The sequence below is a fragment of the Empedobacter tilapiae genome, from assembly GCF_004785645.1.
In the GTDB taxonomy this organism is placed as follows: Bacteria; Bacteroidota; Bacteroidia; order Flavobacteriales; family Weeksellaceae; genus Empedobacter; species Empedobacter tilapiae.
In genome coordinates this window covers 17,999-44,480 of sequence record NZ_SRPE01000016.1, presented here as the reverse complement: position 1 = coordinate 44,480, position 26,482 = coordinate 17,999, and the positions used below count along the sequence as shown (strand labels likewise).

At 29.6% G+C, this 26,482-nt stretch carries 30 protein-coding genes and 1 pseudogene; 30 read left to right on the top strand and 1 reads right to left on the bottom strand.

All coding sequences use genetic code 11. The annotated features are described in order from the left end of the window. Positions 1-477: 477 nt before the first annotated feature. Positions 478-858, bottom strand: a complete 381-nt coding sequence (locus E4J94_RS16825; RefSeq protein WP_135836942.1) for a winged helix-turn-helix transcriptional regulator — start codon at positions 856-858, stop codon at positions 478-480. 99 nt (positions 859-957) lie between these two features. Here E4J94_RS16825 and E4J94_RS16820 point away from each other — a divergent pair, with 99 nt between their 5' ends. The 30 genes and pseudogenes from E4J94_RS16820 (at position 958) to E4J94_RS16675 (ending at position 26,347) form a co-directional block, all read left to right on the top strand. Beyond that, complete coding sequence (locus E4J94_RS16820) at positions 958-2,112, top strand: MFS transporter (RefSeq protein ID WP_135836941.1); 1,155 nt, start codon at positions 958-960, stop codon at positions 2,110-2,112. Positions 2,113-2,323: 211 nt separating this feature from the next. Beyond that, on the top strand, positions 2,324-2,860 hold the full coding sequence (locus E4J94_RS16815) for a hypothetical protein (RefSeq protein ID WP_135836940.1): 537 nt from the start codon (positions 2,324-2,326) through the stop codon (positions 2,858-2,860). 210 nt (positions 2,861-3,070) lie between these two features. Continuing rightward, entirely contained in the window at positions 3,071-3,349 is a 279-nt protein-coding gene (locus E4J94_RS16810; protein ID WP_135836939.1) for a hypothetical protein, read from the top strand. After that, positions 3,328-3,801, top strand: a complete 474-nt coding sequence (locus E4J94_RS16805) for a macro domain-containing protein (protein ID WP_135836938.1) — start codon at positions 3,328-3,330, stop codon at positions 3,799-3,801. The genes E4J94_RS16810 and E4J94_RS16805 overlap by 22 nt, the downstream gene beginning before the upstream one ends. Before the next feature lie 152 nt (positions 3,802-3,953). Next, entirely contained in the window at positions 3,954-4,733 is a 780-nt protein-coding gene (locus tag E4J94_RS16800) for an ATP-grasp domain-containing protein (RefSeq protein WP_135836937.1), read from the top strand. A gap of 151 nt (positions 4,734-4,884) precedes the next feature. After that, complete coding sequence (locus E4J94_RS16795) at positions 4,885-5,892, top strand: DUF2268 domain-containing putative Zn-dependent protease (protein WP_135836936.1); 1,008 nt, start codon at positions 4,885-4,887, stop codon at positions 5,890-5,892. Between the two features lie 100 nt (positions 5,893-5,992). After that, positions 5,993-6,502: a hypothetical protein gene (locus tag E4J94_RS16790; protein ID WP_135836935.1), complete on the top strand. Its 510-nt coding sequence runs from the start codon at positions 5,993-5,995 to the stop codon at positions 6,500-6,502. Positions 6,503-6,599: 97 nt separating this feature from the next. Continuing rightward, a complete protein-coding gene (locus E4J94_RS16785) occupies positions 6,600-7,475 on the top strand; it encodes a helix-turn-helix domain-containing protein (protein ID WP_135836934.1) in 876 nt (291 codons plus the stop codon). 111 nt (positions 7,476-7,586) lie between these two features. Beyond that, positions 7,587-8,804, top strand: a complete 1,218-nt coding sequence (locus E4J94_RS16780; protein WP_135836933.1) for a TCR/Tet family MFS transporter — start codon at positions 7,587-7,589, stop codon at positions 8,802-8,804. Positions 8,805-9,065: 261 nt separating this feature from the next. Then, positions 9,066-10,574 (top strand): T9SS type A sorting domain-containing protein, encoded by a 1,509-nt coding sequence (locus tag E4J94_RS16775; protein ID WP_135836932.1) that lies wholly within the window; start codon positions 9,066-9,068, stop codon positions 10,572-10,574. Between the two features lie 3 nt (positions 10,575-10,577). Further along, positions 10,578-10,961, top strand: coding sequence for a DUF4139 domain-containing protein (locus E4J94_RS16770; RefSeq protein ID WP_135836931.1), 384 nt, complete (start codon positions 10,578-10,580; stop codon positions 10,959-10,961). Next, positions 10,877-12,787, top strand: a complete 1,911-nt coding sequence (locus tag E4J94_RS16765; RefSeq protein ID WP_168801907.1) for a hypothetical protein — start codon at positions 10,877-10,879, stop codon at positions 12,785-12,787. Before E4J94_RS16770 ends, E4J94_RS16765 begins: the two co-directional genes overlap by 85 nt. After that, positions 12,788-13,786 carry a hypothetical protein gene (locus E4J94_RS16760; RefSeq protein ID WP_135836929.1) on the top strand — a complete coding sequence of 333 codons (999 nt, stop codon included), beginning with the start codon at positions 12,788-12,790 and terminating at the stop codon, positions 13,784-13,786. Between the two features lie 4 nt (positions 13,787-13,790). Then, positions 13,791-15,341: a DUF6443 domain-containing protein gene (locus E4J94_RS16755; protein WP_135836928.1), complete on the top strand. Its 1,551-nt coding sequence runs from the start codon at positions 13,791-13,793 to the stop codon at positions 15,339-15,341. Next, positions 15,289-17,466: an RHS repeat domain-containing protein gene (locus tag E4J94_RS17880; RefSeq protein WP_135836927.1), complete on the top strand. Its 2,178-nt coding sequence runs from the start codon at positions 15,289-15,291 to the stop codon at positions 17,464-17,466. The genes E4J94_RS16755 and E4J94_RS17880 overlap by 53 nt, the downstream gene beginning before the upstream one ends. A gap of 14 nt (positions 17,467-17,480) precedes the next feature. Next, the gene (locus tag E4J94_RS16745) at positions 17,481-17,846 is read left to right on the top strand and encodes a hypothetical protein (RefSeq protein ID WP_135836926.1); all 366 of its coding nucleotides are present in this window, start codon (positions 17,481-17,483) and stop codon (positions 17,844-17,846) included. A gap of 47 nt (positions 17,847-17,893) precedes the next feature. Then, complete coding sequence (locus tag E4J94_RS16740; RefSeq protein ID WP_135836945.1) at positions 17,894-18,220, top strand: hypothetical protein; 327 nt, start codon at positions 17,894-17,896, stop codon at positions 18,218-18,220. A gap of 115 nt (positions 18,221-18,335) precedes the next feature. Further along, entirely contained in the window at positions 18,336-18,572 is a 237-nt protein-coding gene (locus E4J94_RS16735) for a hypothetical protein (protein WP_135836925.1), read from the top strand. 150 nt (positions 18,573-18,722) lie between these two features. Next, the gene (locus tag E4J94_RS16730; protein ID WP_262710494.1) at positions 18,723-19,616 is read left to right on the top strand and encodes an RHS repeat-associated core domain-containing protein; all 894 of its coding nucleotides are present in this window, start codon (positions 18,723-18,725) and stop codon (positions 19,614-19,616) included. After that, a complete protein-coding gene (locus tag E4J94_RS16725; RefSeq protein WP_135836924.1) occupies positions 19,594-20,256 on the top strand; it encodes a hypothetical protein in 663 nt (220 codons plus the stop codon). Before E4J94_RS16730 ends, E4J94_RS16725 begins: the two co-directional genes overlap by 23 nt. A gap of 287 nt (positions 20,257-20,543) precedes the next feature. Continuing rightward, on the top strand, positions 20,544-21,464 hold the full coding sequence (locus E4J94_RS17875; RefSeq protein WP_246034364.1) for an RHS repeat-associated core domain-containing protein: 921 nt from the start codon (positions 20,544-20,546) through the stop codon (positions 21,462-21,464). A gap of 12 nt (positions 21,465-21,476) precedes the next feature. Further along, entirely contained in the window at positions 21,477-21,851 is a 375-nt protein-coding gene (locus E4J94_RS16715) for a hypothetical protein (protein ID WP_135836923.1), read from the top strand. Positions 21,852-21,862: 11 nt separating this feature from the next. Continuing rightward, the gene (locus tag E4J94_RS16710; RefSeq protein WP_135836922.1) at positions 21,863-22,237 is read left to right on the top strand and encodes a hypothetical protein; all 375 of its coding nucleotides are present in this window, start codon (positions 21,863-21,865) and stop codon (positions 22,235-22,237) included. 11 nt (positions 22,238-22,248) lie between these two features. Further along, a complete protein-coding gene (locus tag E4J94_RS16705; protein WP_135836921.1) occupies positions 22,249-22,623 on the top strand; it encodes a hypothetical protein in 375 nt (124 codons plus the stop codon). 11 nt (positions 22,624-22,634) lie between these two features. Beyond that, positions 22,635-23,009, top strand: coding sequence for a hypothetical protein (locus E4J94_RS16700; protein ID WP_135836920.1), 375 nt, complete (start codon positions 22,635-22,637; stop codon positions 23,007-23,009). A 12-nt stretch (positions 23,010-23,021) separates the two neighbouring features. Next, positions 23,022-23,390 carry a hypothetical protein gene (locus E4J94_RS16695; protein WP_135836919.1) on the top strand — a complete coding sequence of 123 codons (369 nt, stop codon included), beginning with the start codon at positions 23,022-23,024 and terminating at the stop codon, positions 23,388-23,390. A gap of 621 nt (positions 23,391-24,011) precedes the next feature. After that, a pseudogene (locus E4J94_RS17870) lies at positions 24,012-24,248 on the top strand (tetracycline resistance MFS efflux pump); the annotation flags it as partial. 415 nt (positions 24,249-24,663) lie between these two features. Further along, the gene (locus E4J94_RS16685) at positions 24,664-25,230 is read left to right on the top strand and encodes a Crp/Fnr family transcriptional regulator (protein ID WP_135836918.1); all 567 of its coding nucleotides are present in this window, start codon (positions 24,664-24,666) and stop codon (positions 25,228-25,230) included. A gap of 61 nt (positions 25,231-25,291) precedes the next feature. Next, complete coding sequence (locus E4J94_RS16680; protein WP_135836917.1) at positions 25,292-25,873, top strand: NAD(P)H-dependent oxidoreductase; 582 nt, start codon at positions 25,292-25,294, stop codon at positions 25,871-25,873. Between the two features lie 81 nt (positions 25,874-25,954). After that, positions 25,955-26,347 carry a VOC family protein gene (locus E4J94_RS16675; RefSeq protein ID WP_135836916.1) on the top strand — a complete coding sequence of 131 codons (393 nt, stop codon included), beginning with the start codon at positions 25,955-25,957 and terminating at the stop codon, positions 26,345-26,347. The last annotated feature ends 135 nt before the right edge of the window (positions 26,348-26,482 follow it).

Genomic DNA, 26,482 nt, shown 5'->3' with positions numbered 1-26,482 from the left:
GTAATTCCGTAGGAAGAATTCCAAAATGCAACGCCATTGCCGCCACATGCCGAGAATAATTCTCGAAAGTACGCTGGCTTCTGCCTAAAATGGAAATATTTCGCTGAAAACGTTGCAGAAGTTCAGAAAAACCCGTAATTTCACTACAAGCGCGATTAATGTATTTGTTCGCTCTTAATTCCTCCGGAGATTTTTTTTAGTTACCATAGTATCAATTGTTTAATATTAATATACTAAGGTACGAAATCATCGCAGCGAAAGCTACCGGAGGTTTAGTTCAACATCAGCTTGGCAAAATGCGGGGTTTTGGTTAGATTGAACGCTATTGTTTTCTATTCCGCCAAAAGCTGTCCATATTCGTATTTTTCGTAAGTTTACAAATAATGGAACAGCTTTGGCTTCGCTTGGGTCTGAACTTGAACATTCGCTCAATTCAATCCCGCACTTCGCCAAGTCACAATTCTTTATATGTAACCTTTACCCAACAGTCTCCTCAATATGAATTTTATTTATAGCTTTATGTTTAGCACCCCAATGTTCTAACATACGCCAGATTGGGATTAATTCTTTTGAAATTGCTGTCAATTCATATTCAACTCGTGGGGGAACTTCGGCATAAACGGTACGCTTTACTAAACCTTCTTTCTCCAATTCACGTAATTGGAGTGTGAGCATTCGTTCTGTAATTCCGTCAATTTGATTTCGTAATTCGCTGAAACGTAATTTTCCGTTTTCTAATTTGCACATAATCAATAATTTCCAACGACCTCCAATCTTACACACAGCGTATGCTAATTCACATTCCATAATTTGCTTTTCATTGAAACTGTTTGTTGAATTTTCTTTTCTTTTTGCCATTACTTACAAATTTGTTAGTACCCTACATTTAACTGCGTACAATGCAAATTTAGCGTTTTAAAAATACTTTTGCCCTCTCAAATAGAAATTATAGAGCAAATGAAGAAATACGCATACATTGGTTGTATTGGTTTTTTAGGAATTATTACAACAGAATTCGGGGTAATTGGTATCTTACCTCAAATAGCAGAATATTATAATATTAGCATAGACAAAGCAGGAATTTTATTAAGTGCTTTTGCATTGGTCATTGCACTGACAGGACCGTTTATGACTTTACTGTTTTCAGGTTTTGACCGAAAAAAGATAATGTTCACCACTTTATTTATTTTCCTTATCACAGGAGTTGTTTCTTCTTTTTCGCCACCTTTTTGGTTGTTAATGTTAGTGAGGATATTACCAGCCTTCTTACAACCTGTTTATATTGCAATGGCATTATCCGTAGCCGTTTCAAAAGGGAATAAATCCAATGAAAACGAGCTGATGAGTATAGTTTTCAGCGGTATTGCCATAGCAATGGTTACTACTGTTCCTTTTGCTACTTACATTGCCAGTAAGCTGACTTGGGAATATTCTTTTATGATACAAGCTTTGGTGAGTTTTATTGCCTTATGCTTCATTTATTTTGGACTTCCCAATATGCCTGTTAAGGAAAAAAAATCTTACGGGAGCCAAATTCAAATATTGAAAAAGCCGACTTTTATCATCAGTTCAGCAATGAATTTTTTCATGATTTCTGCTTGGTTCTCTATGTATAGCTATTTTGCTGAATACTTGAATAAAACCAAGGAAATGGATAATACAATGGTCAGTTATATGTTGTTTATATTTGGAATAGTTGGAGTGCTTGCTAGTTTTGTTTCAGGTAAAATGTTGAATAAAAACGTAAAGAAAACAACTTTGTTTTTTCTGTCAGGAACATTTATTATACCTATTTTGCTTCATTTTTCGGGAGGAAATACTTGGGCAACAATAGCAGTTGTCGCACTTTGGGGATTTCTATATTCTCCTAGTTTTTTAAATGCTTCAACTTACATGATCTCATCCGCTCCCGAAGCAATGGAATTTGCTAACAGCCTAGCTACATCTTTTGGTAATTTAGGAGTTACAATTGGAACAACTATTGGGGGGCTAGTCATTGTTCAATATGGCGTAGAATATACCCCTTGGCTTACTTTAGTATTTGGAATTTTGGCAATCTTAATGATGGGAATCAGACATAAAATTGAAACATTTCAAAAAAGCAATAGATAGCATTGTATTATCAGAAGTAGGGTTAAATGTGTAATAGAAAGATTTGCAATATTTATTTACCGCTGCTTTTCATTTTGTTTTTTTCTTTAAATTTAGACAATCTGGAAAAGTATTGGCGAAGTGTGGGCTTTTGAAGAACTTAAAAGCTCAAGAACGACCAAACGGAGCTAATACTTTTTCGTTAGCTGTAATTTCAAACAAAATTTAGTCTATGAAATTCAATTTCTTTAAATCAAAACAAAAAAATGAAGTTAAAATAGAATCAGAAGCACAGTTTTTTAATGAGTTAAACGAAAGTAGACTTATGAAAAGCGAATTATTGGAATACGATAAGAATGTAGATTTCTATTATACGAACCTGATTAACTCTTTAATTCTTTTCACATACAATTCTAACGAATTATATAATATGGAAGCAATTCTGATTGATCCTCTAACCGAATTGTATGAAGAAATGGATTATGCATTTTTACCTGTTTGTTTCGAGACAGTTTTTCGAAATCAAAGAATTGAATCTAAATACAAAAAGGAGCTTTTGAACTTTAGAAATCAAGTGGAGGAAATTCCTAACGAAATTTGGGATTATGAATTTATTGGAAAAGATGAAAAGTGGCTAAAAATAAAATCTAAATCTGAAGAAATTCTTAAAAAAATTGGAGTAAAATCACGAGATTTTAAGGGGAAATATCATAAAGTAATCGGTAACGGAGGCATTATTTATCAAGAGCCAGACACAGAAAAGAAATAAAGAAACTACAGTTAACATGTAGTTTTGCAAAATAGCGGAGTAATATCTAAGTTAAACGTTTGTACTTTTATGCCGTCAATACAGTGAGCATTAGCTTTTTTTGTAATTTAGTCAACAGCTTTGAATATTGACTAAATTCGTGCAAAACTGAAATTTTTATTTTTGATTGACTGCCACTTGGTAAAACCCAGAACCGTTAGCGGAAATCCTATGAAGAAACTTTATTACAAAAGATATTTTGAAGAAGACAGAGTTGAACATTCTGAAAATTGGGGAGCTTGTATTTATTACTTTGAAACAAATGAAGATGGAGATGTACTTCGTCAAATCGAAGTTTATGAAAATGGTAAAATATTAAAATACAACAACGAACTTATAGAAGATGAATTTGGTTTTCTAGCTGACCAACCTCTTATATTTAATGAATTTGAAAAATTTTCTATAATTAAAACTGAATTTGAATCTCAATGGCAAAAGTGTATTATATAATTGGCGATGCCACAAATCCTCATATAAATGGAAATAAAATTATTGTTCATGTTTGCAATGATATTGGTGGTTGGGGAAAAGGTTTTGTAATGGCAATTACTAAACGATGGAAACAGCCTGAACAACAATATAGACAATGGTTTAAATCAAACGACAATTTTAGTCTTGGACAAGTTCAATTTGTACAAGTAGAAGAAAAACTTTGGGTGGCTAATTTAATTGGACAACATAAAATTAATAAGGACGAAAATGGTAATGCACCAATTCGTTATGAAGCAATTTTGGAGGGGCTTAAAAAAGTTGGACAATTTGCTATTGATAAAAAAGCAACTGTTCATATGCCGAGAATTGGTTGCGGACTTGCAGGTGGAACTTGGGATAAAATTGAACCCTTAATTAACGAATCATTAGTCGAAAATGAAATAGAAACTTATGTTTATGACCTCAAATAAATTCTATCATCGCCAATAACGAATTATATATGTTTTTTTCTTTAAATTTATTCAATGAATTGGCTTTGGCTACGTTTCGGTGTGAATTGAACTTTTTGCTTCGATTAATGCGCTAATGCGTTTTTCATTAGCTGCAACCATATAAAAACTGTATGTATATCTTAATTCAATCTAATATTTATAAAGATCCTGACTTTGATAGAATTTATCCAATTCTTGAGGAATTAAATATTCCATTTGAAAAAATTGACTTGAATTCATCAATTAATAAACTTGAAATTAAAGAAAATCGTAATGATGTTTTTGTTTACGGCTCTGTAAAACTTGCGATGTTGGCAAAAGAAAATACACATTGGAAACCAGGTTCGTTTTATGGTGGTAATCACTTGTTTGAGATAAACTCTAAATATTTTGGAGATAACCTTTTGAATTATCAAGTTGAAATTCGAAAATTTGGAGGGAAACTGGATTGGAATGTTAATGAGGAAAAATTTATTAAACCATATAAATTTGCAAAACTCTTTAGAGGAGATACTTTCACAAAAAACAAATGGGAAACCTTTGTTGAAAATACTTTAAGTAATCCAAATACACCATTAATAAATGAAAATTCTTTAATACAAATTTCAACACCAAGAGAAATCATTAAAGAAGCAAGATTATGGATTGTTGGAAAAGAAATAATAGATGCAGTTTATTATAAAATTTTAAAGGATATACCTTTCGAAGAATCTGTAGAAAACGATGCGATAAACTTTGCCAAAGAGATGGTGAATAAATTTAATGTTGCTGAAGCATTTGTAATGGATGTATGCCTAACTGAAATTGGATGGAAAATCGTAGAAATTAATTGTATTAATAGTGCAGGATTTTTCCCAAATGCTGATGTTAAGAAAATTTTTTATTCATTAAAGACTTATTTTTCTAACTAATTAACTATGGGAGGAGCTAACATCGCATTATCATAAGTAGTGCTAGATGTATAATATAAAGTTAAGCATTTTTATCTAAGACTACTTTTCATATAATCTTTTTTTATAAATTAGCTAATCTACAACTATACAAAAAATCGTCAAAATTTAAATGAAAGGATTTATCCAACTTTTAGTAATTCTTGTTTTCTGTTCATTTTCAAATACAAAAGCTCAAGATATTGATTTTGATTATAACAACATCTCTAAAATTTCCGATAGTATAAAAGTTCAAAATATTATAATTCATAATTTATTTAAATCTCAAATTATTGCTCATAAGGATAATATATTCGATTCTAAAATGATTGTGAATAATGTTTATCTACCACACAAGAAAATATGGGATAGCTGTTATGCTCAAATTTTTGGAGATGAAAATGCAAATCGTTTCAATAATGAAGAAGGAATGATTAGATGGAATCAAACAATTTTGGACAAAAATAGAAGCGAATATATTGAACGAGCTAATATAATTAGCAAAATAAATATCAATAAATTATTCAAAAAAAATCTTAAAAGATTCAATCATTTAGTTCCTTATCAACCAAATGCCAAAATAAGTATTTTGTTTACACCAATTACAGGGATTGGCTTTGGCGGATGTGATGCGCAACAGTTTGCATTAGAATTAAATAATAAATCAATAGACATTATTTATACATTAGAAAAAGGACTACCGCACGAATTGAATCATTTGGTTTATGAAAAATTTAGAAATAATGATATTGATAGAAATTCTGCTTTAAGCCAAACGATTGATGAGGGATTCGCTTGTTATTTTACTTACGTTTTCTTTGATAAAAAAATTCCAGAATACGAAGCTGTTGAAAATATGTCAAAAGAAAATTGGGATTGGTATGTAAAGAATGAAAAGGAAATATTTATAAAAACAAAATCATATTTTTCAGATTCTTCGGGAAACAATCCTTTATTGAGAAATGATAAACATAAACTTTTTCCAGACGCTCCAAAGTCAATCAATTATTGGTTAGGATTTAGAATTATATCCCAATATGTAAAAAAATATGGTTCTGATTCTTGGAAAGATATTTACAAATTGACAGCAAAAGAAGTTCTTGAAAAAAGCGATTACGAAAAGTACATTGAAAAATTATAGCTACAGCTAAAATTGGTAACTGTTGTGTAACTCAATATTTCAGATAAAGAATTAAACTTTTTTTTCGTTAGTACAACCAATCCAAAAATCCTATATACAAATGAAATCTAAACTATTAATTGGAATTTTAATTTGTTTTTTACTTTCATGTAATAAATTCGAGAGTAAACAAAAACGAATTTTTAATTCTGAAAATTTTAATAATTACGAAATTGAATTTTCAAACTTAGACTATAATTTTAATCTTAATTCTGGAGTTATTGAAAGTGATTATTTCGAAATTAAAGATTCAATTGTTTTGACAAAAAATGAAAAAAATAAAATTGCAAAACTATTTTTTGAAAATTACATGGACACAATAAAATCTGAAACATATGTTATGAACAAAGAAGGATTGTCGATTATGCCAGATACAGGAATAAATTCAATAAAAATAAATAATATTTCAATTGTCATAGGTGGTTTGTCGGATTCTTTGCACGTTGATGAAAAGGGAAAAAATATACTTAGATTTAGAGAAAAAATATTTGAAGTTCTGAAACAAAATAATAATTTCAATAAAACAATAAATGAAATTGAATCTAAACCTGACGATAGATTATTCTTGTAAAATTGATTTCACTTAACATCGTATTTGTTAGACATAGAGGTTGATGACGAAATTGAAAGGAGTGAGATACTTCTAATATTAAAAAATAGGTGTAGATATGGCTTTATTTATAACGCTTGACAATGTTTATAGTTTATATAATCTTGATACGACAAGTAGAATAGAAGGTATTGTTGTTTTTCATCAACACAATAAGGCAAATCAAAATTATAAAAAGCATAGTCGTCTGTTTGAAGGTTTGTTAATAGGTGTTGTATTAAAAGGTTCAATGAAGACTCAAATTCATTTTTCTGAATATGAAGTACAAGAAGGAGATATAGCCATTGTTCCTCCACAGATTATGATAGAAACAAAATCTTTAAGTGAAGATGCAGAGATAGTTACGATAGGTCTTTCTTTAGATTTTATATCAACATTTCCAATCTTAAGAGAGTTTGTAATGAATGATCAGATTCGTTGGCAGCCGATAATTAGGTTGGATCAGGAAGAACTTCTTTTACAGGAAGAACTCATCAAGCTTATTGAAAAAGTATACGACAAGAAACAAAGTAGTCATAAAACAGAAATGCTCAAACATCTTGTGATGAGTTTGATTCATTTGATTACTGAAAAGTATCAGAATGTACCTTCACTTAAAAATCAAACAAAGAATCGAACACATGAAATTATCGATAACTTTTATTCTTTAGTTTCTAAATATGCACACAAGCAACGAAATGTACAGTTTTATGCAGATAAACTACATTTAAGTACGCAGTACCTTTCGTCTTTTCTAAAACAAAATACTGGGAAATCTACTTTACAGTGGATTGATTATGTTCTTGTGTTGCATGCAAAAACATTACTCAAATCTTCAAACTTATCGATAAAAGAAATTAGCAATGAATTAGAATTTACAGATACGAGTGTATTTTGTAGATATTTTAAACGGAATACAGGTATATCACCAAAGTTATATCGAGAGGAGGAATAATATAGTAGGATAGTTGATGCTTTAAATTAATCCAAAAACACGTTAGAAATAGTACTTAAAACCTATTAAATCGTCAATTATCTGTTTGGCAAGGCTGACTACTTTTATCCTATGAAAAAAACAGATAAAAAAGCAGCAGTTGGGTTTATATTTATTACGCTGTTATTAGATATAATAGGTTGGGGTATCATACTTCCAGTTGTTCCGAAACTGATAAGCGAACTTATTCATAGTGACATTAGTGAAACAGCAAAATATGGAGGTTGGCTTGGTTTTGCCTATGCATTTACACAATTTGTATTTGCACCTATAGTCGGTAATCTTAGTGATAAATATGGTAGACGTCCGATTTTATTAATCTCCCTTTTTGGTTTTTCTATCGATTATATTTTATTAGCTCTAGCACCTTCTATTGAATGGTTATTTATAGGTCGTGTTATCGCAGGACTAACTGGTGCTAGCATTTCTACAGCAAGTGCTTATATTGCTGATATATCAACGGATGAAAACAGAACAAAGAATTTCGGATTAATTGGAGTTGCATTTGGTTTAGGATTTGTAATAGGTCCTGTTTTAGGAGGTTTATTGGGGCATTATGGAGCCAGAGTGCCTTTTTATGTAGCAGCACTATTATGTCTGCTGAATTTCTTCTATGGATATTTTATGCTTCCTGAGGGTTTAGATAAAAGTAAAAGAAGACCGTTTGAGTGGAAACGTGCAAATCCAATAAGTTCGCTTCAATTTTTATTTAAACATCCTAAAATTTCTAATCTAGTATTCGCTTTAGTACTCGTTTATATTGGACTTCACGCTGTTCAGAGTATCTGGCATTTCTTTACGATGTATACATTTAATTGGACAGAAAGATTAGTGGGGATTTCTTTAGGAATCTTAGGGTTATGCATAGGGTTGGTACAAGGCGTGTTGATTCGATGGAGTGCTCCCAGATTAGGAGAGCAAAAAAGCATTTACTTAGGATTGTTATTTTATGGATTAGGACTTTTATTATTTGCTTTTGCAAATAAGGGATGGATGATGTTTGTTTTTTTAATACCTTATTCTTTAGGAGGAATTTGCGGACCTTCTTTACAGTCTTTAATTAGTAAAAGTATACCTTCGGATAAGCAAGGAGAATTACAAGGAGCATTAACAAGTTTAGTAAGCGTAACTTCTATTATTGGACCTCCTGTTATGACTAATTTATTCTATTATTTCACCCATGAACATGCACCCTTTGAATTTTCAGGTGCTCCATTTTTAGTAGCATCAATATTGATGTTTATAAGTGCTGTGTTTATTTATTTTAGTTTTAAAAAATATAAAACCTAAATGTTTAAGCTAAAAATAGGTTTATTTTACATTTTGTTTTAAACAAATAGCAGTTAAAGTAACCTATTTCACATAATGGTTATTCTAGAATATAAAAAGCCTCCTAATTGGAGGCTTTATATTTCTTTTTTACATAAAAGCTGTTATAATATTTTAAAAATTATTTTATTTTAGAGAGGTAGAAAAAAAATAATAATAATAATCTCATATATAGTATTGTTAATTATTTTTTATATATTTAAGTAATTAACAATAAGTAATATGAAAAAAACTTTACTTTCTATTTTTTCCTTATTTCCTATGCTTATTATTTCTGCTCAACAAGATGTTTTATGGGAAAAATCAATAGGAGGAGAAAACGCTGAATACTTATATCATGCTATATCAACACCTGATTACGGTTTTATACTTTTAGGAAGTTCAGGTTCTAATTTCTCTAAAAATATAGATAATTTATCTGAAGGAGGATTAGATTATTTTATTTCCAAGCTGGATGAGAATGGTAAGCAAGAATGGCAACACACTTTTGGTGGCTCAGGAAATGATTTTCTTTATGCTGCTGTTTCCACACCAGATGGAGGAATATTATTAGCAGGATCTTCAGACTCCGACAAAGGACGAGATAAAACGGAAAATTCTAAAGGGCTTCACGATTATTGGGTCATTAAATTAGATGCTGGAAAAAATATTCAATGGCAAAAAACATTAGGTGGTACTGGTAATGATTTTTTACGTCAAGTGATCAGAACTCACGATGGCGGCTATTTGCTAGCAGGAGAATCGAATTCTGGTAAAAGCTTCGATAAAAGTGAAATAGGTTTTGGTGGTTTTGATTATTGGCTCATTAAATTAGATTCTAAAGGAAATATCGTTTGGGAAAAAACAATAGGAGGAAATCTAAATGAAGAAGTAAAATATATTCAAGAAACCAAAAACGGTTTTATTCTCTTAGGCAATACTAATTCAATCGATGAAACAACTATACAACAAGACAATGGTTTTGATGTAGAAATGATTATTTTAACAAAAAAAGGTGAAGTTGAATCGAGAAAAAAAATAATTTCAACACAAGAGGATGACTTTCTACATGCTGTAGACGAAAAAAATGATCATTTAAATTTACTTATTTCAACGAATGAAAATGATAAAAGCCAATTGGTTATTTTAGAAGTTGATAAAAATGGTAGTATACATAGTGAAATAAGAAAAGAATTAAATAATAAATTCTCAATTAATAGTCTTTTTAAATTAGAGAATAACGATTTTTTAATTGCAGGAAGTCAACAAGGTTTCAAAAAAGATCAGAATATCATCCCGACTTCATTTTATACAATATTTAGTTTGGATATAAATGGTGCTGAAAATTGGAGAAAAGAATTGAAAGAATCTGGTTATAATGATTTACAATTTGCTTTTCAGACGCGTGATCAATCTATTATCTTAATTGGGAATTCAAATTCAAAAAACACTTCTACATCTTCCAATCAAGATTTTAGGATAATAAAATTAGGGAATAAAAATTCCGAAATTAAAAGAGAGTTAGTTGAGTTATATCCTAACCCAACTTCTGATTACATCAACTTATTGATTCAACAAGGAATAGAACCAACTACAGGTTCTGTTTACAATCTTACAGGTCAAAAATTACAGGATTTTAAAATAAATTCTCGTACAACAGCAATTGATTTAAGAAATTACCCAAGTGGTATTTACATTATACAATTTAATGTAGATAAGCAATCTCATTCTATCAAAGTTATTAAAAAATAAGCCATGAAAAAAATATATATTCCTTTGTTATGCTTATTTTTAAGCGTAAATATTTTTGCACAAACTAATCCAGCTGAGTTAAGTAACTCATCTTCTTTAACACCAGATATGTTTCCTAAAACTCCTGAAGCAAATGGACTAAGTAAATTTGTTGATATTCCTTCAGGGAATTATACAGGTGTAGCAACTTTTACAATTCCTATTTATGATATAGATTTAAATGGTACAAAAATTCCAATTCAATTAAATTATTCTACAAAAGGTGTTACAGTAGGCGAAATAGCTACAAGAACAGGTTTAGGATGGAGTCTAAATATAGGAGCTTCACTTTCTCAACAAGTTTTGGAACTCCAGATTTTATTAAAACAGGAACTCGGCCTGTTATAAATCACATAACATTCGATCCTGTTCATAATGAGAATGATAAACAGCTAGCAAGAGAGGTTCTAGATATTATGCAAGGAAGCACCAAACCGCAAGATTTGCAACCAGATGTTTATTCGTATAATATTGTAGGTAGTGGTGGGCATTTTATTGTTCGTGCAAATGGAATTGATGGTGTTCCTATGCCTATGAATCAAGATAAAATAAAGAGATCATGGGATGATATGAAAATTTACAATGACAAAGGGATTCTTCATACATTCATAAAAGATGAATTGGTTAAAAGCTATAACTCTTGTAATAATAGCGTTGGATTTGAATACAATGATCCAAATTATAAAATAAAAGAAATTATTACTCCAACCAATAATAAGATTGTGTATACTTACAATGAATATGTTAACTCTCATTATATTACATCTGTATCTCATACAAAACCTATTTCAACTTATGAAAATGGTCAACTACCTAAAGGATTTGGTTTAGCTCCAGAGACATGTTATAACACTACTCAAAATAAAGAGTCTATTTTAACTAGTATTAATTTTCCGAACGGAGTTGTAGAATTTACCTATATCTCTAAATTAAGTGGAAGTGATATCGAAAGAAAAGACTTACCAGGAGATAAAATTTTAAAAACAATTGTAGTTAAAAATAATTCAGGAAGTATTATTCGAAATTATGAATTGAACTATAAATATATTCAATCTTCTGAAACATACTCAAGTGATAAAGACTATCTGAATGGAATTGACTACCGCTTATTTTTGACTTCTGTAGAAGAAAAAAATACAGGTGGAATATATAAATTGGATTACTACGAAGGAATTAAAAATCCAACTCGAATTTCAAACGATCAAGATTATTGGGGTGTTTATAATGGGAAAGAGAATACAACAGCTATTCCTACTGTTCGAAATGTAGTTGGATTGCAAGGGTTTGTTATAGGTTCTTCTGGAGCAAATAAAGAAGTAGATATTACTTATGGAGTACTCGGTAATCTGAAAAGAATTACTTACCCTACGAAAGGATTTACAGAGATTAAATATGAAAATGATGAGTTCTTGAAAGATTTTACGCTACCTGATGATTATGAAATAATAGATTACCCAGGCTATATAAGTACAGATTCTAATTTGCAGTATGATTTTAGTATAAACCAAAATTTTGAAAAAAGAATAAGCGGAACATTTAAAGTAATAGGTAAACAAAATGAACCGAGCGCAGTAGGAGGGTGTAAAATACAGATTAAAAATTTAGCTAATAATTCGATTATTTTTGAATCAGATAAATACAGTAATTGGTCAACAAATGTAAATGATGGAGATTATAGGATTTCAATTCTTCCAGCGACAATGTATAATTATGAATGTGAAGCAGAGTTTGTTACAATTGAAAAAATACCAAAAGAATCCTCAGATACGGGGGTTGTAGGTACTTTAAGAATAAAAAGTTTAAAATCGAAGGATGATAAAGGAAATGTTATCACAAGAGAGTTTTCCTATAAAAATCCGATTACAGGAAAATCTTCGGGTAGAAATTTTGGAGAGTCATTTTTTGATCCTGTTGTGTATGATGAAATTCCATTTAAACCAGATGAAGTAACGTTTTATACATCTTACTTACAAAAACTTTCTGTCACTAATAATCCAGGATGGCAGACTTCTACAGTTAGAGGTAAAGCTGTTGGGTATGAATATGTACAAGAAATTTATAAAGGAGAAGGGATTACTTTTAAAAAGCAATATAAATTTGATAATGATCATTATAATAATTATGGGTATCGTCCGCGTAATGTTATTCAGCTTTTTTGGCCAATGGATGGATAATTGAAAGAAGTAATTGATTTTAATGCATCTGGAGATTGGGTAAGAAAAGAAATTTATGAACATGACTATAGTACACAATTAAACAAAGGGTGGTTGGGTAATAACAATGGAGGAGAGACTATAGATGTAGGTATTGTATTAAAATATGGAGCTAAACCAGATCAACGTCCCTTTATATTTGATACTTTTTCTGTTAAAAACTATTGGATAAGGCCTACCAAAAAGACGACGATAGAAAAATTGAATGGACAAGAAATAGTAAAAGAAGAGACATACGAATATAATTCTTCTCCAAAACATACTTATCCTTGGAAAGTAAGTTTGTTAAATAGTCGAAATGAAAAAATAGTTCAGGAAACAACTTATCCGTTGGATCATCCTGCTGAAGTAAATATGTCGGATTTAATTGACATGAATATTCATTCTGCGCCTATTACAAAGAAGACGACTAATCTGACTAAAAATATTAAGGTAGAAGAAACAAAAAGTACGTATGGTAAATTCACTACTAAAAATTTAGTTTTACCTCAATTTGTTTATGTTAATAAAGGAAATAATCCTATTAACACAACTAATACAACAACTGATAAAGAAATATCATTTGATGCATATGATACGTATGGAAATTTAACACAGTATACAATAAAAGATGTTACAACAAGTGTTATTTGGGGGTATAAAGGAACATATCCAGTAGCAAAAATAGAAGGAGAAAAACTTTCTAATTTATCATCAGCAACAATAAAAGAAATAGAAGATGTAGCAGATAATGCAATATTAACAACGAAGTTGAAAAATTTGATTTCGAGCACTTCTTCAGCTATGGTAACAGGTTATATATATGAACCTTTGAAAGGCGTTACGCAAATGATTAATCTTAACGGAACATCTATTTATTATAATTATGATGCGTATGGACGATTATTGAATGCTATGAAAGAGGATGATAATGGTACGAAAACAGTTATCAAATCAAATGAATATAACTATAAGAATTAATCAAATGAGAAAGTTTATTTTAATTTTTAGTTTATTTCCGATTGGTTTATTTGCACAAACAAAGTCAGAAAACTATACAATGGAATCGGTTTGTGTGGATGCAAGTTGTACGAAGAAAATTCAGACCATTAAATATTTAGATGGATTAGGACGAGAAATTCAAACGATTTCAAAATCATCTAATCCAAGCCTTAAAGCATTGGTTAATTTAACCCAATACGATTCGTTAGGAAGACAAGCAAAGGAATATTTACCAATGGCAGTTTCTTCTACTCTTTCGTTCCAAACAGGACTAAATGAATCTTCTGTCAAAAGTTATTACAATGGGTTAAATTTATATGGTACAGATGCAAATTATGTGTATGCTGAAACAGAATTTGAAAATAGTACTCTCCAAAGAAAGTTAAAAACATCATCTCCTGGTGAAAATTGGAAAATGAATGGAGGTCATGAAATTCGTTACGAGTATGCTTTAAATTCAAATTCTGATGGCGTAAAGAAATTTGAATTAATAACATCATATAATACAAACGAAAAAATTTACATCAGTACATTAACAGCTACTCCAACTATGTATGCTCAAAATATGTTGTATAAAAATATTCTTCGTAACGAAAATTGGAAATCATCAGATGGGAATACAAATAATTTAACAGAACAATACATAGACAAAGAAGGTCATGTTGTATTGGAACGAAAACTAAATAATGGTACTGCTTTAAATACCTATTATATTTATGATGTATATGGAAACCTAGCCTATGTTTTGCCACCACTTTTAAGCGAAAAAGGTACGATAACAACAACTTTATTAGATAATTTAGGGTATCAATACCGATATGATTCAAGAAATCGTTTGGTGCAAAAAATGGAACCTAATAAACAATGGGAATCGATTGTTTATGATAAAAATGATCGGGTAGTTTATACACAGTCAGCTAATCAAAAAGGAAAAGAATGGAGTTTTATTAAGTATGATAAATACGGACGAGTTGTTTATTCTGGATTACATACATCATCTGCAACACGACTTACTTTACAGGAGGAATTAGATTCTTCTACGGTTAATTTTGAACAAAAATCGTTACTTAGTTTTCAGAACAATGGGCTAAGCAATATCCACTATACCAATTCTGCATTTCCAAAGAAGGACATGACGGTGTTGGTTGTAAATTATTATGACACGTACGAAAATACAGGAGTTACATTTCCAACAGGTGTTTACCATACCATTGTAAATGATCCGTCTTCAAAAAAACTGAAAGGATTAGGAACAACTAGTGTTGTAAACATATTAGGAACAACAACATGGAATAAAACCTATAATTTTTATGATCAAGATTATTTACGTTCTGTTGCAACAGAAATTCATTATCCAGAAAATGGTTATACAAAAAGTTTCTTTAAACTGAACTATGTCGATAAACCGACTGATAGTAAAGTGATTCATAAGAAACCAAACTCATCAGATTCCGAAAGAATTATTGAAGAACATTTTGATTATGATGATTTATTACGTTTTATTACGTTTAACCAAACATACGCACCGTATTAATAGTGGGAAAATAGAAACATTAGCTGTTAATACATATGATGATTTAGGCCGATTAAAGTCTAAAAAAATAGGAAACACAGAAGTAAATCCTCTACAAGATATTGATTACAAATACAATATTAGAGGATGGATGACAGATATTAACAATGTAGATGCTTCTTTATCGGATGCGACAAAACTTTTTGCTTTCAAAATAAGTTATGATCAATTGAAATATGGACCAAGGCGAGCAGAAACAGCTACAAGTTTATACAATGGAAATATCAGTCAAACTTTTTGGAAATCTTCTTCAGATAATACATTAAGAAGCTATGATTACAGTTATGATGGGGTTAATCAACTAACAGATGCTATTTTTTACAAAGGGATTGGAATTTTTTCAAAAAATTATTACAATGAGAATATTGCTTATGATAATAATGGAAATATTACAACATTGCAGCGTAATGGCGATACAGAAAATGGTTCTACTCCAATTGTTATTGATAATTTGCGATATAACTATATCTCAAACTCCAACAAACTCTCTTATGTGACAGATTTATCTGTTCATCCATCTGGTTTTAGTTCGACAAAAACAGGTGTCTTATATGAATATGATGGTAGCGGAAATCTGAAAAAAGATAATAGCAAAGATATTGTAGATATAAAATACAATCACCTCAATCTAGCAACAGAAGTTCTTTGGTTAAATGGTAGTACAATAACATTTGTATACGATGCAACAGGAAAAAAGATAAGAAAAGAAGTTTCTAAAGTAAACCAAGGAACAAATAAAACCATAACAAAAACAGACTATTTAGAAGGTTTTCAATATAAAAACGGAAGTCTACAATTTTTTCCAACTGCTGAGGGATATGTAAATGTTATTGTAAAAGACAATACCGAAAAACTAAGTTACGTTTATAATTATAAAGATCATTTAGGAAATACACGTGTTAGTTATGCGTGGGATGAAAATGAAAATAAGCTGAAAACAATTGCTGAAAATCATTATTATCCTTATGGTTTACAGCACTCTGGATACGAAGGAGGGAAAATTATAGGAGATTTAGAAGATGGTGAAATTTCTTATCCCAAAGCTGCTGCATTACCAGGTATTGATATTGGTGTAGCTCGCATGGATTATTCTGGTAACGAAAGTTATGCCTACCATTATAACGGTAACGAATTCCAGAGTGATTTGGGAATAAATTGGTACGATATGAATTTACGTATGTATGATCCTGCTCTTGCCCGTTGGATGGTACAGGATCCTGTTGTTCATTATACCAAATCACCATATAATTCTTTTGATAATAATCCTGTGTATTTTGCAGATCCTAGTGGAGCTACTAATGAAGGGAGTAATGATAGTAATGATGGAGGAAATGGAATAGCAGATACTAAGATGGGGTTTGGAGTAACAGCAGGACAATTAGCAGGTGTATCTAAAATAGAATATTGGTCGGTACATGGAGATACCACAAGTGGTAATAGAGCAATAAATACTTCTAAGTCAAATGATAAAGATGGTTCTAAAGATATTTTAAGTAAACAAGTTTCTAATAATTCTGATTATCCTGATTCTCCTGAAGGATCTATAGATTTACCTGAGGTTTTTATAAAAAAGTATGGAGAATTGAATTCGTTACTAAACGATCGAGTAAGACAAGCTTATCAAATATGGGGTAATTGGGGAAAAGGAAGTTTTATGGAAGCAAACTTTAATTTTGCTTTCATGGGAGGCTTTGGAGTAACATTTGGACGAGTAAAAGATACATTTGGTAAATCAGCTTTCTTTTTCTCATTTAATGGGAATATTGGCTGGGGAGGTGGTTTTGGTTTTGATGCTGGAACTATTGAGACTACAAATGGAAATGCATTTAATATAGGAGATATGGAAGGAGAAGGTTCTGCTTATAGTTTAGGACTTACTACTCCTGTTGCTGGTGTAGGTTATAATTATGGAGGAAGTATTGATTCTCAAAAAACAGGATTGGGTAGTGGTAAAATGAATCCTACAAACTTTGGTGAATCAACTATTAATAGAGGTTATATACAAAAATCGGTAAGTATAGGACCAAGCGGAAAGTTTGAAGTAGGAGCGATGTACCAAAACAGTCATACATATTTATTAAGATAAAAAAATTAAGTCATATGAAAAAAGAATGGTGGATATTATTAGCTGTACTATTATTGCCTTTATTAGGTTTGTTTAGCTATATAGGTTATATAACCTTTTCAGATAAACGAACAAATAAGGAAGTGTTTTTAGATTTTGTTAAACAAGATATAATTCATGGACGAATAGAATTAATTTATCATCAAACAAAAAATCATAATCAATATACAGTGGCTTCTAAGAATGAACGTATAGTTTTACCACAAAATTGGGAACATAAGTTTTTGATAGGTGATTCATTATCTAAAGATTCTGGTAGTTTAAAATTGGAACATTATAGAGATGGAAAGTTGTTAGAAGTATTAGATTACAATGACATTTATATAAGAGAAGGATGGTGAATATGAGAAAAGAATGGTGGATATTAATTATAATAATACTTTTCCCAATGGGATTAATAATAGGAATAGGAACATTCAATTATTTAACAGAAACAAGAACAAGAAAACAAATCTATTTAGATAATGTTAAAAATTTAACTTTTCATAATAGTATAAATAACATTTATAAAGAGAAGAGGGATCATAATGTATTAATTATTAAAGGAAAAAGAAATGATGAAAAATATAAAATTTATTCAAATTGGGAACATAAGTTTTTGATAGGTGATTCAGTATCTAAAGATTCTGGTAGTTTAAAATTGGAGCACTACAGAGATGGAAAGTTGTTAGAAGTATTAGATTACAATGACATTTATATAAGAGAAGGATGGTGAATGAAAAAGAACGATGGATAATTAGCCGTACTATTATTGCCTCTATAAGGTCTATTTAGCTATATAGGGTACCAGTAATTAAACTCGGTAATGGCTTAAATAAAAATAAATAAAAATGGAAGTACTATTTGAAATAATTTTAGTAAGATTTATGATACGATTTTTAGGGGTAAATACCAGATATTATTTCTTAAAATTTTTTAATAAACGTTTAACAAAAGAAGATTTAACTGAAACAAATGAAGATACCCGTATTGTACAAGACATTTACAATGCATTTATAGGACTTGTCATGTTTTGTATATTATTTTTAGGAGGCGCATATCTATTGGATTTATTAGGATTATTATAACCTGCTTTGAGGTTTATTGACATTGGTACAGAACGTATGAGTTATTCGGGTAGCGAAAGTTACGCTTACCATTATAATGATTATGGAGAAAAAAAGTTTAAATAAACTTTTAACGAGCATACCGTATGAAGAACTGAATTCCAGAGTGATTTGGGAATAAACTGGTACGATATGAATTTACGTATGTATGATCCTGCTCTTGCTCGTTGGATGGTACAAGATCCTGTTATTCATTATAACAAATCTCCTTATAACGCTTTTGATAATAATCCTGTGTATTTTGCAGATCCAAGTGGAGCTGATACAGAAGGAGGTGGGGATACTCCTGACCCTAAATTGGCTTTTGGAGTGCCATATAGTAGTATTGCTCGGACAAGTGCTATAGAGACTACAATACAAGGAAAAAGTACAACCAATGTAATACTTAATTTTACTTATACAGATACAGAAGGAGGAGAGTTTGATAAAAAGTCATGGGGCAAATCAGGTTATAATGTATATAATGTTGATAATACAGATGAAGCTTTGGAATCTATAAAAGGATTGAAAATTAATAATTTGTTACTTATTACACATGGAGGAACAATACCTAGTACAGGTGAATATAGAGTGTATTTGAGCTCGGATAAAGAAAGTATATTAAATAATTGGGTAATTGATTCAGATATTTATGCTTATGAAAATGGTACAATTCGTAATATTGTTGTAAACAATAATATAGAAAACCTAATAAGTTTAGGTAGTAATATAGAAAATGGAAAAAATTATGTATTTCAATCATGTAATGCAGCATGGGGAGGTAGTACCATTGCTGATTTCTTATCAAGAAATATAGGAAATAATATAGATGTATTTATGAATGGAGATCGAACTACCTTAAAATATGGTACTATTTCTAATAAAGTAGAAACAAATGGTAATATAGGTAGAGATCTAACAATTCCAAAATATCAATCCAAAGGTTGGATCAAATCAAATGAGGGTCAATCAACAAATATTAAAAATTTACAAATCAATGAGAATGGCGTTAAAGTGGTTAAATAAAAAGGTTGTATTCTTATTCATTATTTTGTCATACCATGTTGATGGACAGAATTATTTAAAAATTTACAATGATTCAATACCAAACCATATTGAATTTAAAATTAAAGATGTGTTTTTTAATTCTGATTTTGATTTTTATGAGATTAGAAAAAATAAAGAATATTCTATTATTATAATGGGTTCCAAAAATCAATTTAAAAAATTTGATAAAAAATTTGGGTACAAAGAACTTTTAAGGATAGTTCTCTTATCACATAGAACCAATCAAAAAATAGGATTAATTTCTTATGATGAATTTTCTTTTAAAAGGAAAGAAGATAAAATAATTTTGGATAAACAAAAAACTTTAATTAATATAAAAGGAGGAGGCAAATTAGAAACATTCTCGAATCCTATTTTATTAAATAATGAATTCAAGATAAAAGAAATAACAAGTGTTAATGAAAATAATATTTTAATTCAAAATATAAATAAACCATGTGAGCTCAAGATTGTTGATAAACCTTTAAATATGTCTATTGAAAAAATATTTGATTTATTTGAAAATCCAAATTTTGAAGTAGAGAAAAGTGATGGTAAACTACTTTTTATGTACAATCCATTTTCAGATTGGGAAATAGGACATCTATTGGATAATTAAATTTGAAAAAACACTAAAAATTAATCTTATTTAATTGACAAGGAGTTCTTCAATGCATTTATAGGTCTTGTCATGTTTTGTATATTATTTTTAGGAGGCGCATATCTATTGGATTTATTAGGATTATTATAACCTGCTTTGAGGTTCATTGATATTGGTGTAGTTCGTAAGGATTATTCTGGTAACGAAAGTTACGCTTACCATTATAATGATTATGGAGAAAAAAGTTTAAATAAACTTTTAACGAACATACCGCACGAAGTGCTGAATTCCAGAGAGATTTGGGAATGAATTGGTACGATATGAATTTACGTATGTATGATCCTGCTCTTGCCCGTTGGATGGTACAGGATCCTGTTATTCATTATAATAAATCACCTTATAACGCTTTTGATAATAATCCTGTGTATTTTGCAGATCCTAGTGGAGCAACTAATGAAGGGAGTAATGAGAGTACACAAGTAAGTTCTGGAGTAGGAGGGATTACGTTCGATTTAGCTACTCATCCTGGGGCGATTAGTTATCAAAGTTATTCTGATGGAGGAACTACTTCGACGAATAGAAAGGTAACAGTAACTGCTGGAGAGAATAATCCTTCATCTTTTGATGAACAATCTGATTTAGATGTCCCAGAAGAGACAGTAGATTATTTGACAGGTGAGACCTCTAGAGCATATAATGTTAATGTAAGGACTCATCATTCTTCTCGAAAATTTTTTAATGGAACAGGAGGAGGAAATAGTTTAGTAGATTTTGCTAAAAGAGCAAGAGGAAATTTCAACCCCAAATATTTACCATATAATCCTGATGCTGTTGTATTCAATGTAGGAGTCTCTGGTAATATTTTTTCGGCTAATTTTGGATTTTCAGGCTCATTAATAATGGGAAATGGAGAATTTGCTTTTGCAACAAATAGATCTTTTGGAGTTGGAATATCAAGTAGTCCATTTGGAGTTGGAAGAAGTGCGAGTATGGGGTTTGTTGATAGGTATGAAACTCCTAAAAATGTTATAGATGCTATGCAAGGAACATCCTTATCTACAGATGCTAACATAGGGAATTATTATTTAGGCTATTCACAATCGTCTAATGAAAGAGGGTATTCAGATACTGGAGAAAAAACATATTCTATAGGATATGGAACTAAAGGATTTTCTGTAGAAAGATCTACAGCAAATACAACTGTACATGGTAGAGTTAAATTTTAAAAATAAACCAATATGAAATATACTTTTTTGTTATTATTACTCATATTTTCTTGTACAGATATGGATAAGATTTGCAAAGAGAGTCAAGAAATGAGATTAAAACATCATTGTAACATCATTGTTTCCAATATAAAAAAGCAAACACTAATACTCGAGATAGAAGGTGTTAATTCTATTACTAATCAACCTTCAAATTATAAAGATGATACACGAGGATTTCAAGGAGTAATAGAATATACAGAGAAAGGAGATACAGTGGTAAAAAAGGAAGGAGAGTTAAAACTGTATGTGTACAAGAAAGATTCTATTATTATTTGTAATGTAGAAGATTTTTGTAAGAAAATTAATGATCCAACTTCAGATTATCTAACTTTTATAAAACGATAAAATAAACCAATATGAAATATACTTTTTTGTTATTATTACTCATATTTTCTTGTACAGATATGGATAAAATTTGTAAGGAAGGAGAAAAAGATTTACAAAAAGATTATTGTAACATCATTGTTTCCAATATAAAAAAGCAAACACTAATACTTGAGATAGAAGGTGTAAATCCTGTTTCTCATAAACCTTCAAACTATATAGATTATTCGAGAGGATTTCATGGAGTAATAAAATACACTGAGAAAGGAGATACAGTGGTAAAAAAGAAAGGAGAATTAAAACTGTATGTGTACAAGAAAGATTCTATTATTATTTGTAATGTAGAGGATTTTTGTAAGAAAATTAATGATCCAACTTCAGATTATCTAACTTTTATAAAACGATAAAATAAACCAATATGAAATATACTTTTTTGTTATTATTACTCATATTTTCTTGTACAGATATGGATAAAATTTGTAGAGAAAATAATGAAATACGATTAAAACATCATTGTAACATCATTGTTTCCAATATAAAAAAACAAACCTCAATACTCGAGATAGAAGGAGTTAATTCTATCACTAATCAACCTTCAAATTATAAAGATGATACACGAGGATTTCATGGAGTAATAAAATACACTGAGAAAGGAGATACAGTGGTAAAAAAGAAAGGAGAATTAAAACTGTATGTGTACAAGAAAGATTCTATTATTATTTGTAATGTAGAAGATTTTTGTAAGAAAATTAATGATCCAACTTCAGATTATCTAATTTTCATAAAACGATAAAATAAACCAATATGAAATATACTTTTTTGTTATTATTACTCATATTTTCTTGTACAGATATGGATAAGATTTGTAAGGAAGGAGAAAAAAAAATACGAAAAGATTATTGTAACATCATTGTTTCCAATATAAAAAAACAAACCTCAATACTCGAGATAGAAGGAGTTAATTCTATCACTAATCAATCGTCAAATTATAAAGATTATACAAGACAATTTCATGGAGTAATAAAATATACAAACAAAGGAGATACAGTAATAAAAAAAGAAGGAGAGTTAAAACTGTATGTGTACAAGAAAGATTCTATTATCATTTGCAATGTAGAGAATTTTTGTAAGAAAATTAATGATCCAATTTCAGATTATTTAACTTTTATTAAACGGTAAAAATTAAGTCATATGAAAAAGGAATGGTGGATATTATTAGCTGTATTATTATTGCCTTTATTAGGTTTGTTTAGCTATATAGGTTATATAACCTTTTCAGATAAACGAACAAATAAGGAGATATTTTTGGATATGATTATTTCAGATGAATTTCATGAAAAAATTGACTCTATATATAGAATCAAAAAACAACATAATGGATTGATTATTTCTGGTAATAATAAATCAATTGGTTGTCCTTTTATTAATTGTGAGGAAAAACTATCAGTTGGTGATTCATTATCTAAAGATTCTGGTAGTTTAAAATTGGAACATTATAGAGATGGAAAGTTGTTAGAAGTATTAGATTACAATGACATTTATATAAGAGAAGGATGGTGAATATGAGAAAAGAATGGTGGATATTATACAATTTACTAATTAAAATAATCAAACCGATAAACAAATAATTTTTAGAGATAAAAGGGTACTTGAGAGTGCTATAATTTGATATTTTCTTCTGATAGAGTTGAAGAAGTGATGTTGGTAATATCTAAATCAAATTAGTTTGGTTAAACCAGAAACTCTGTAGCATAAAGAGTGTAAGTATAAAATTCTACTTGGATTAAAACTGAGTAGAATTTTTTTATACATTTAATAATAATGCAGTTTTGTAGATGATCAATTTTATAGATTTCTAGGATACTTAATATAATCGAAATTATCTACCAATATTTTTTAGGTTAAAATACTGATTTTAAACAAGTGTCGTTTTGAATAAATGGTTTTGTATTTTAAACAGATCTGAAAGAAGCATTTTACCGTTGGATAGAAGTATTCAAAACGGTCAAAATAAGAAGTAAATCGCCTCTTCTATAAAGATAAGAAAATAGTATTATAGAGGAGATGAGTTTAATAACTAACATAATAATCATATTATCGTTGTGTTTTTTAATCTGTTTTTTGATAATAGAATCATACCAGGGCTTTTCTATATAACCTTTTTTATTGACTTGGTAGTCGTCTTTAATTAGTAAAAGTATACCTTCGGATCAGCAAGGAAAATTACAAGGTGCATTAACAAGTTTAGTAAGCGTAACTTCTATTATTGGACCTCCTGTTATGACTAATTTATTCTATTATTTCACCCATGAACATGCACCTTTTGAATTTTCAAGTGCTCCATTTTTAGTAGCATCAATATTGATGTTTATAAGTGCTGTGTTTATTTATTTTAGTTTTAAAAAATATAAAACCTAAATGTTTATCTAGGATAAGATATTTACAAATTGATATTGTGCAACATATGTTATTTATAATATCCTTGAAATGAATTAATGAAGAAGAAAAACACATTTTTTTACTAATTTACAATAAGGTATATCTCTTATTTTGTCGTCTATTTTTTTGAAAGACAAAATAGTCTATTTCTTCGGGGTTTGTTCGAGTGTCCTTCGACAATGGTTCGAGAAAAAGTATGTTTTGTCGAACAACAGTCGAACAACGGTCGAAGGATTGTCGAAGAAAGTAAGTGAAAAAATGAATTTAAGTTGGTTTGTTATTTTTTGCGTGAGACAATATAATTTGATATAATTTTGTAAAAGAACAAAATGAGTTTGATACAATCTCGAATTCATTTTTATAATAATTATTAATTGACAATATCTTAGAGTCAATGTTAGAAAACTATCTCAAAAAAATCAATATTTTAACAGATAAAGAAATTGAAGAAATTAAAAGTGTAGGAAAAAAGAGTAACTTAAAAAAAGCAGATTACTTTATTAGGGAAGGAGAGACTTGTAAAGATGTTGCTTTTGTTTTGAGTGGAACTTTGCGTTCCTATTATGTTTCTGATAAAGGAGAAGAAATAACGTATTGTATTACTTTTCCGAATAATTTCATGACAGCATATTCTTCATTTATCACAGAGCTATCTACCGAAGAAAACATTCAAGCTATTACTAATGTGGAATTGATAACAATTCCTAAAAGTATAATTGATGTTTTAGCAAATCAAAGTCCCAATTGGGTGAGATTTTTAAGATTAATGGCAGAGAAACAGTACATTGAACTTGAAAAAAGAATATTTCAACTACAAAAAAACAATGCTTCGCAACGATATTCTGACTTACTAAAAAATCAACCTGAATATATAGAGAAGATTCCACTTCAATATTTAGCTTCTTATTTAGGAGTTTCACAAAGGCATTTAAGTCGTATTAGACGAGAAATTTCTTTTTAGACAAATGTCCTATATAAGTAAATATCCAATGAAGATATTTGTACTTTAAATAGAAAAAGAAATGGGTAAGAAAATATTAATTATCAATGGGCATCCCAATAAAGATGCCTTCAATAACGGAATTGCATTAGCATATAAAAAAGGTGCAGAAAATACAGGAGCAGAAGTAAAAGAAATTGTAATTGCAGATTTACAATTCAATCCAAATCTCCAATTTGGTTATCAAAAAAGAACAGAATTAGAACCTGATTTGGTTGAGGCTTGGGAAAAAATTAAATGGGCAGAACATTTGGTTTGGCTACATCCAGTTTGGTGGGGTGGACTTCCTGCCATTACTAAAGGGTTTATAGACCGACTTTTTTTACCAGGATTTGCTTTTCAATACCGAGAGAACTCTGTTTGGTGGGACAAATTATTAAAAGGTAAAACTGCTCATATTATTACTACACTTGACCAACCTAGTTGGTATTATTGGTTAGTGTATGGACGACCTAGTGTAAACCAATTAAAAAAATCAACATTGGAATTTTGTGGAATAAAGCCAGTAAGAGTAACGTATATTGGTGTCGTAAAAACAGCTACACCAGAAGTAAGAAATAAATGGATAGAAAAAGTTGTTGTATTAGGAAGAAAACAAAAATAAAATGAACTATTTTATAGTTGCTAAACTAGCAAAGGATTTTAACTTAGCAAGTTCATAAATCAACAAATTAAACAAGATAAAATGGTAAAGTTAGGATACACAATCTTATACGTTTCAGACGTAGAAAAATCAATTAAATTTTATGAAAAAGCATTTGGTTTTAATAGAAAATTTATAACACCCGAAAATGATTATGGCGAACTTTCTACAGGAGAAACTACAATTTCATTCGTTTCGAAAGATTTAGCAAATTCTAATTTAAAAAACGGATTTATTGAAAGCTCCCAATTAGAAAAACCCTTTGGAATAGAATTAGCATTGATTACAGATGATGTTCAAAAAGTCATTGATAGAGCGATAGAGCTTGGTGCATTAATAGCTGAAGAAGCAATTCAAAAACCTTGGGGACAAACAGTTAGTTATATTCGAGATATTGATGGATTTTTACTTGAAATTTGCACACCAATAAAATAACAAAACGAAATCTACATTGTAAGGATAACAGTTGTGCAACATTAAAATAGAATAATAGGAGACTTTATTAACTTTTTTTATATAAAACCTATTGACACAATACATCCTTAATTTATAAATTTTAACACATTGATT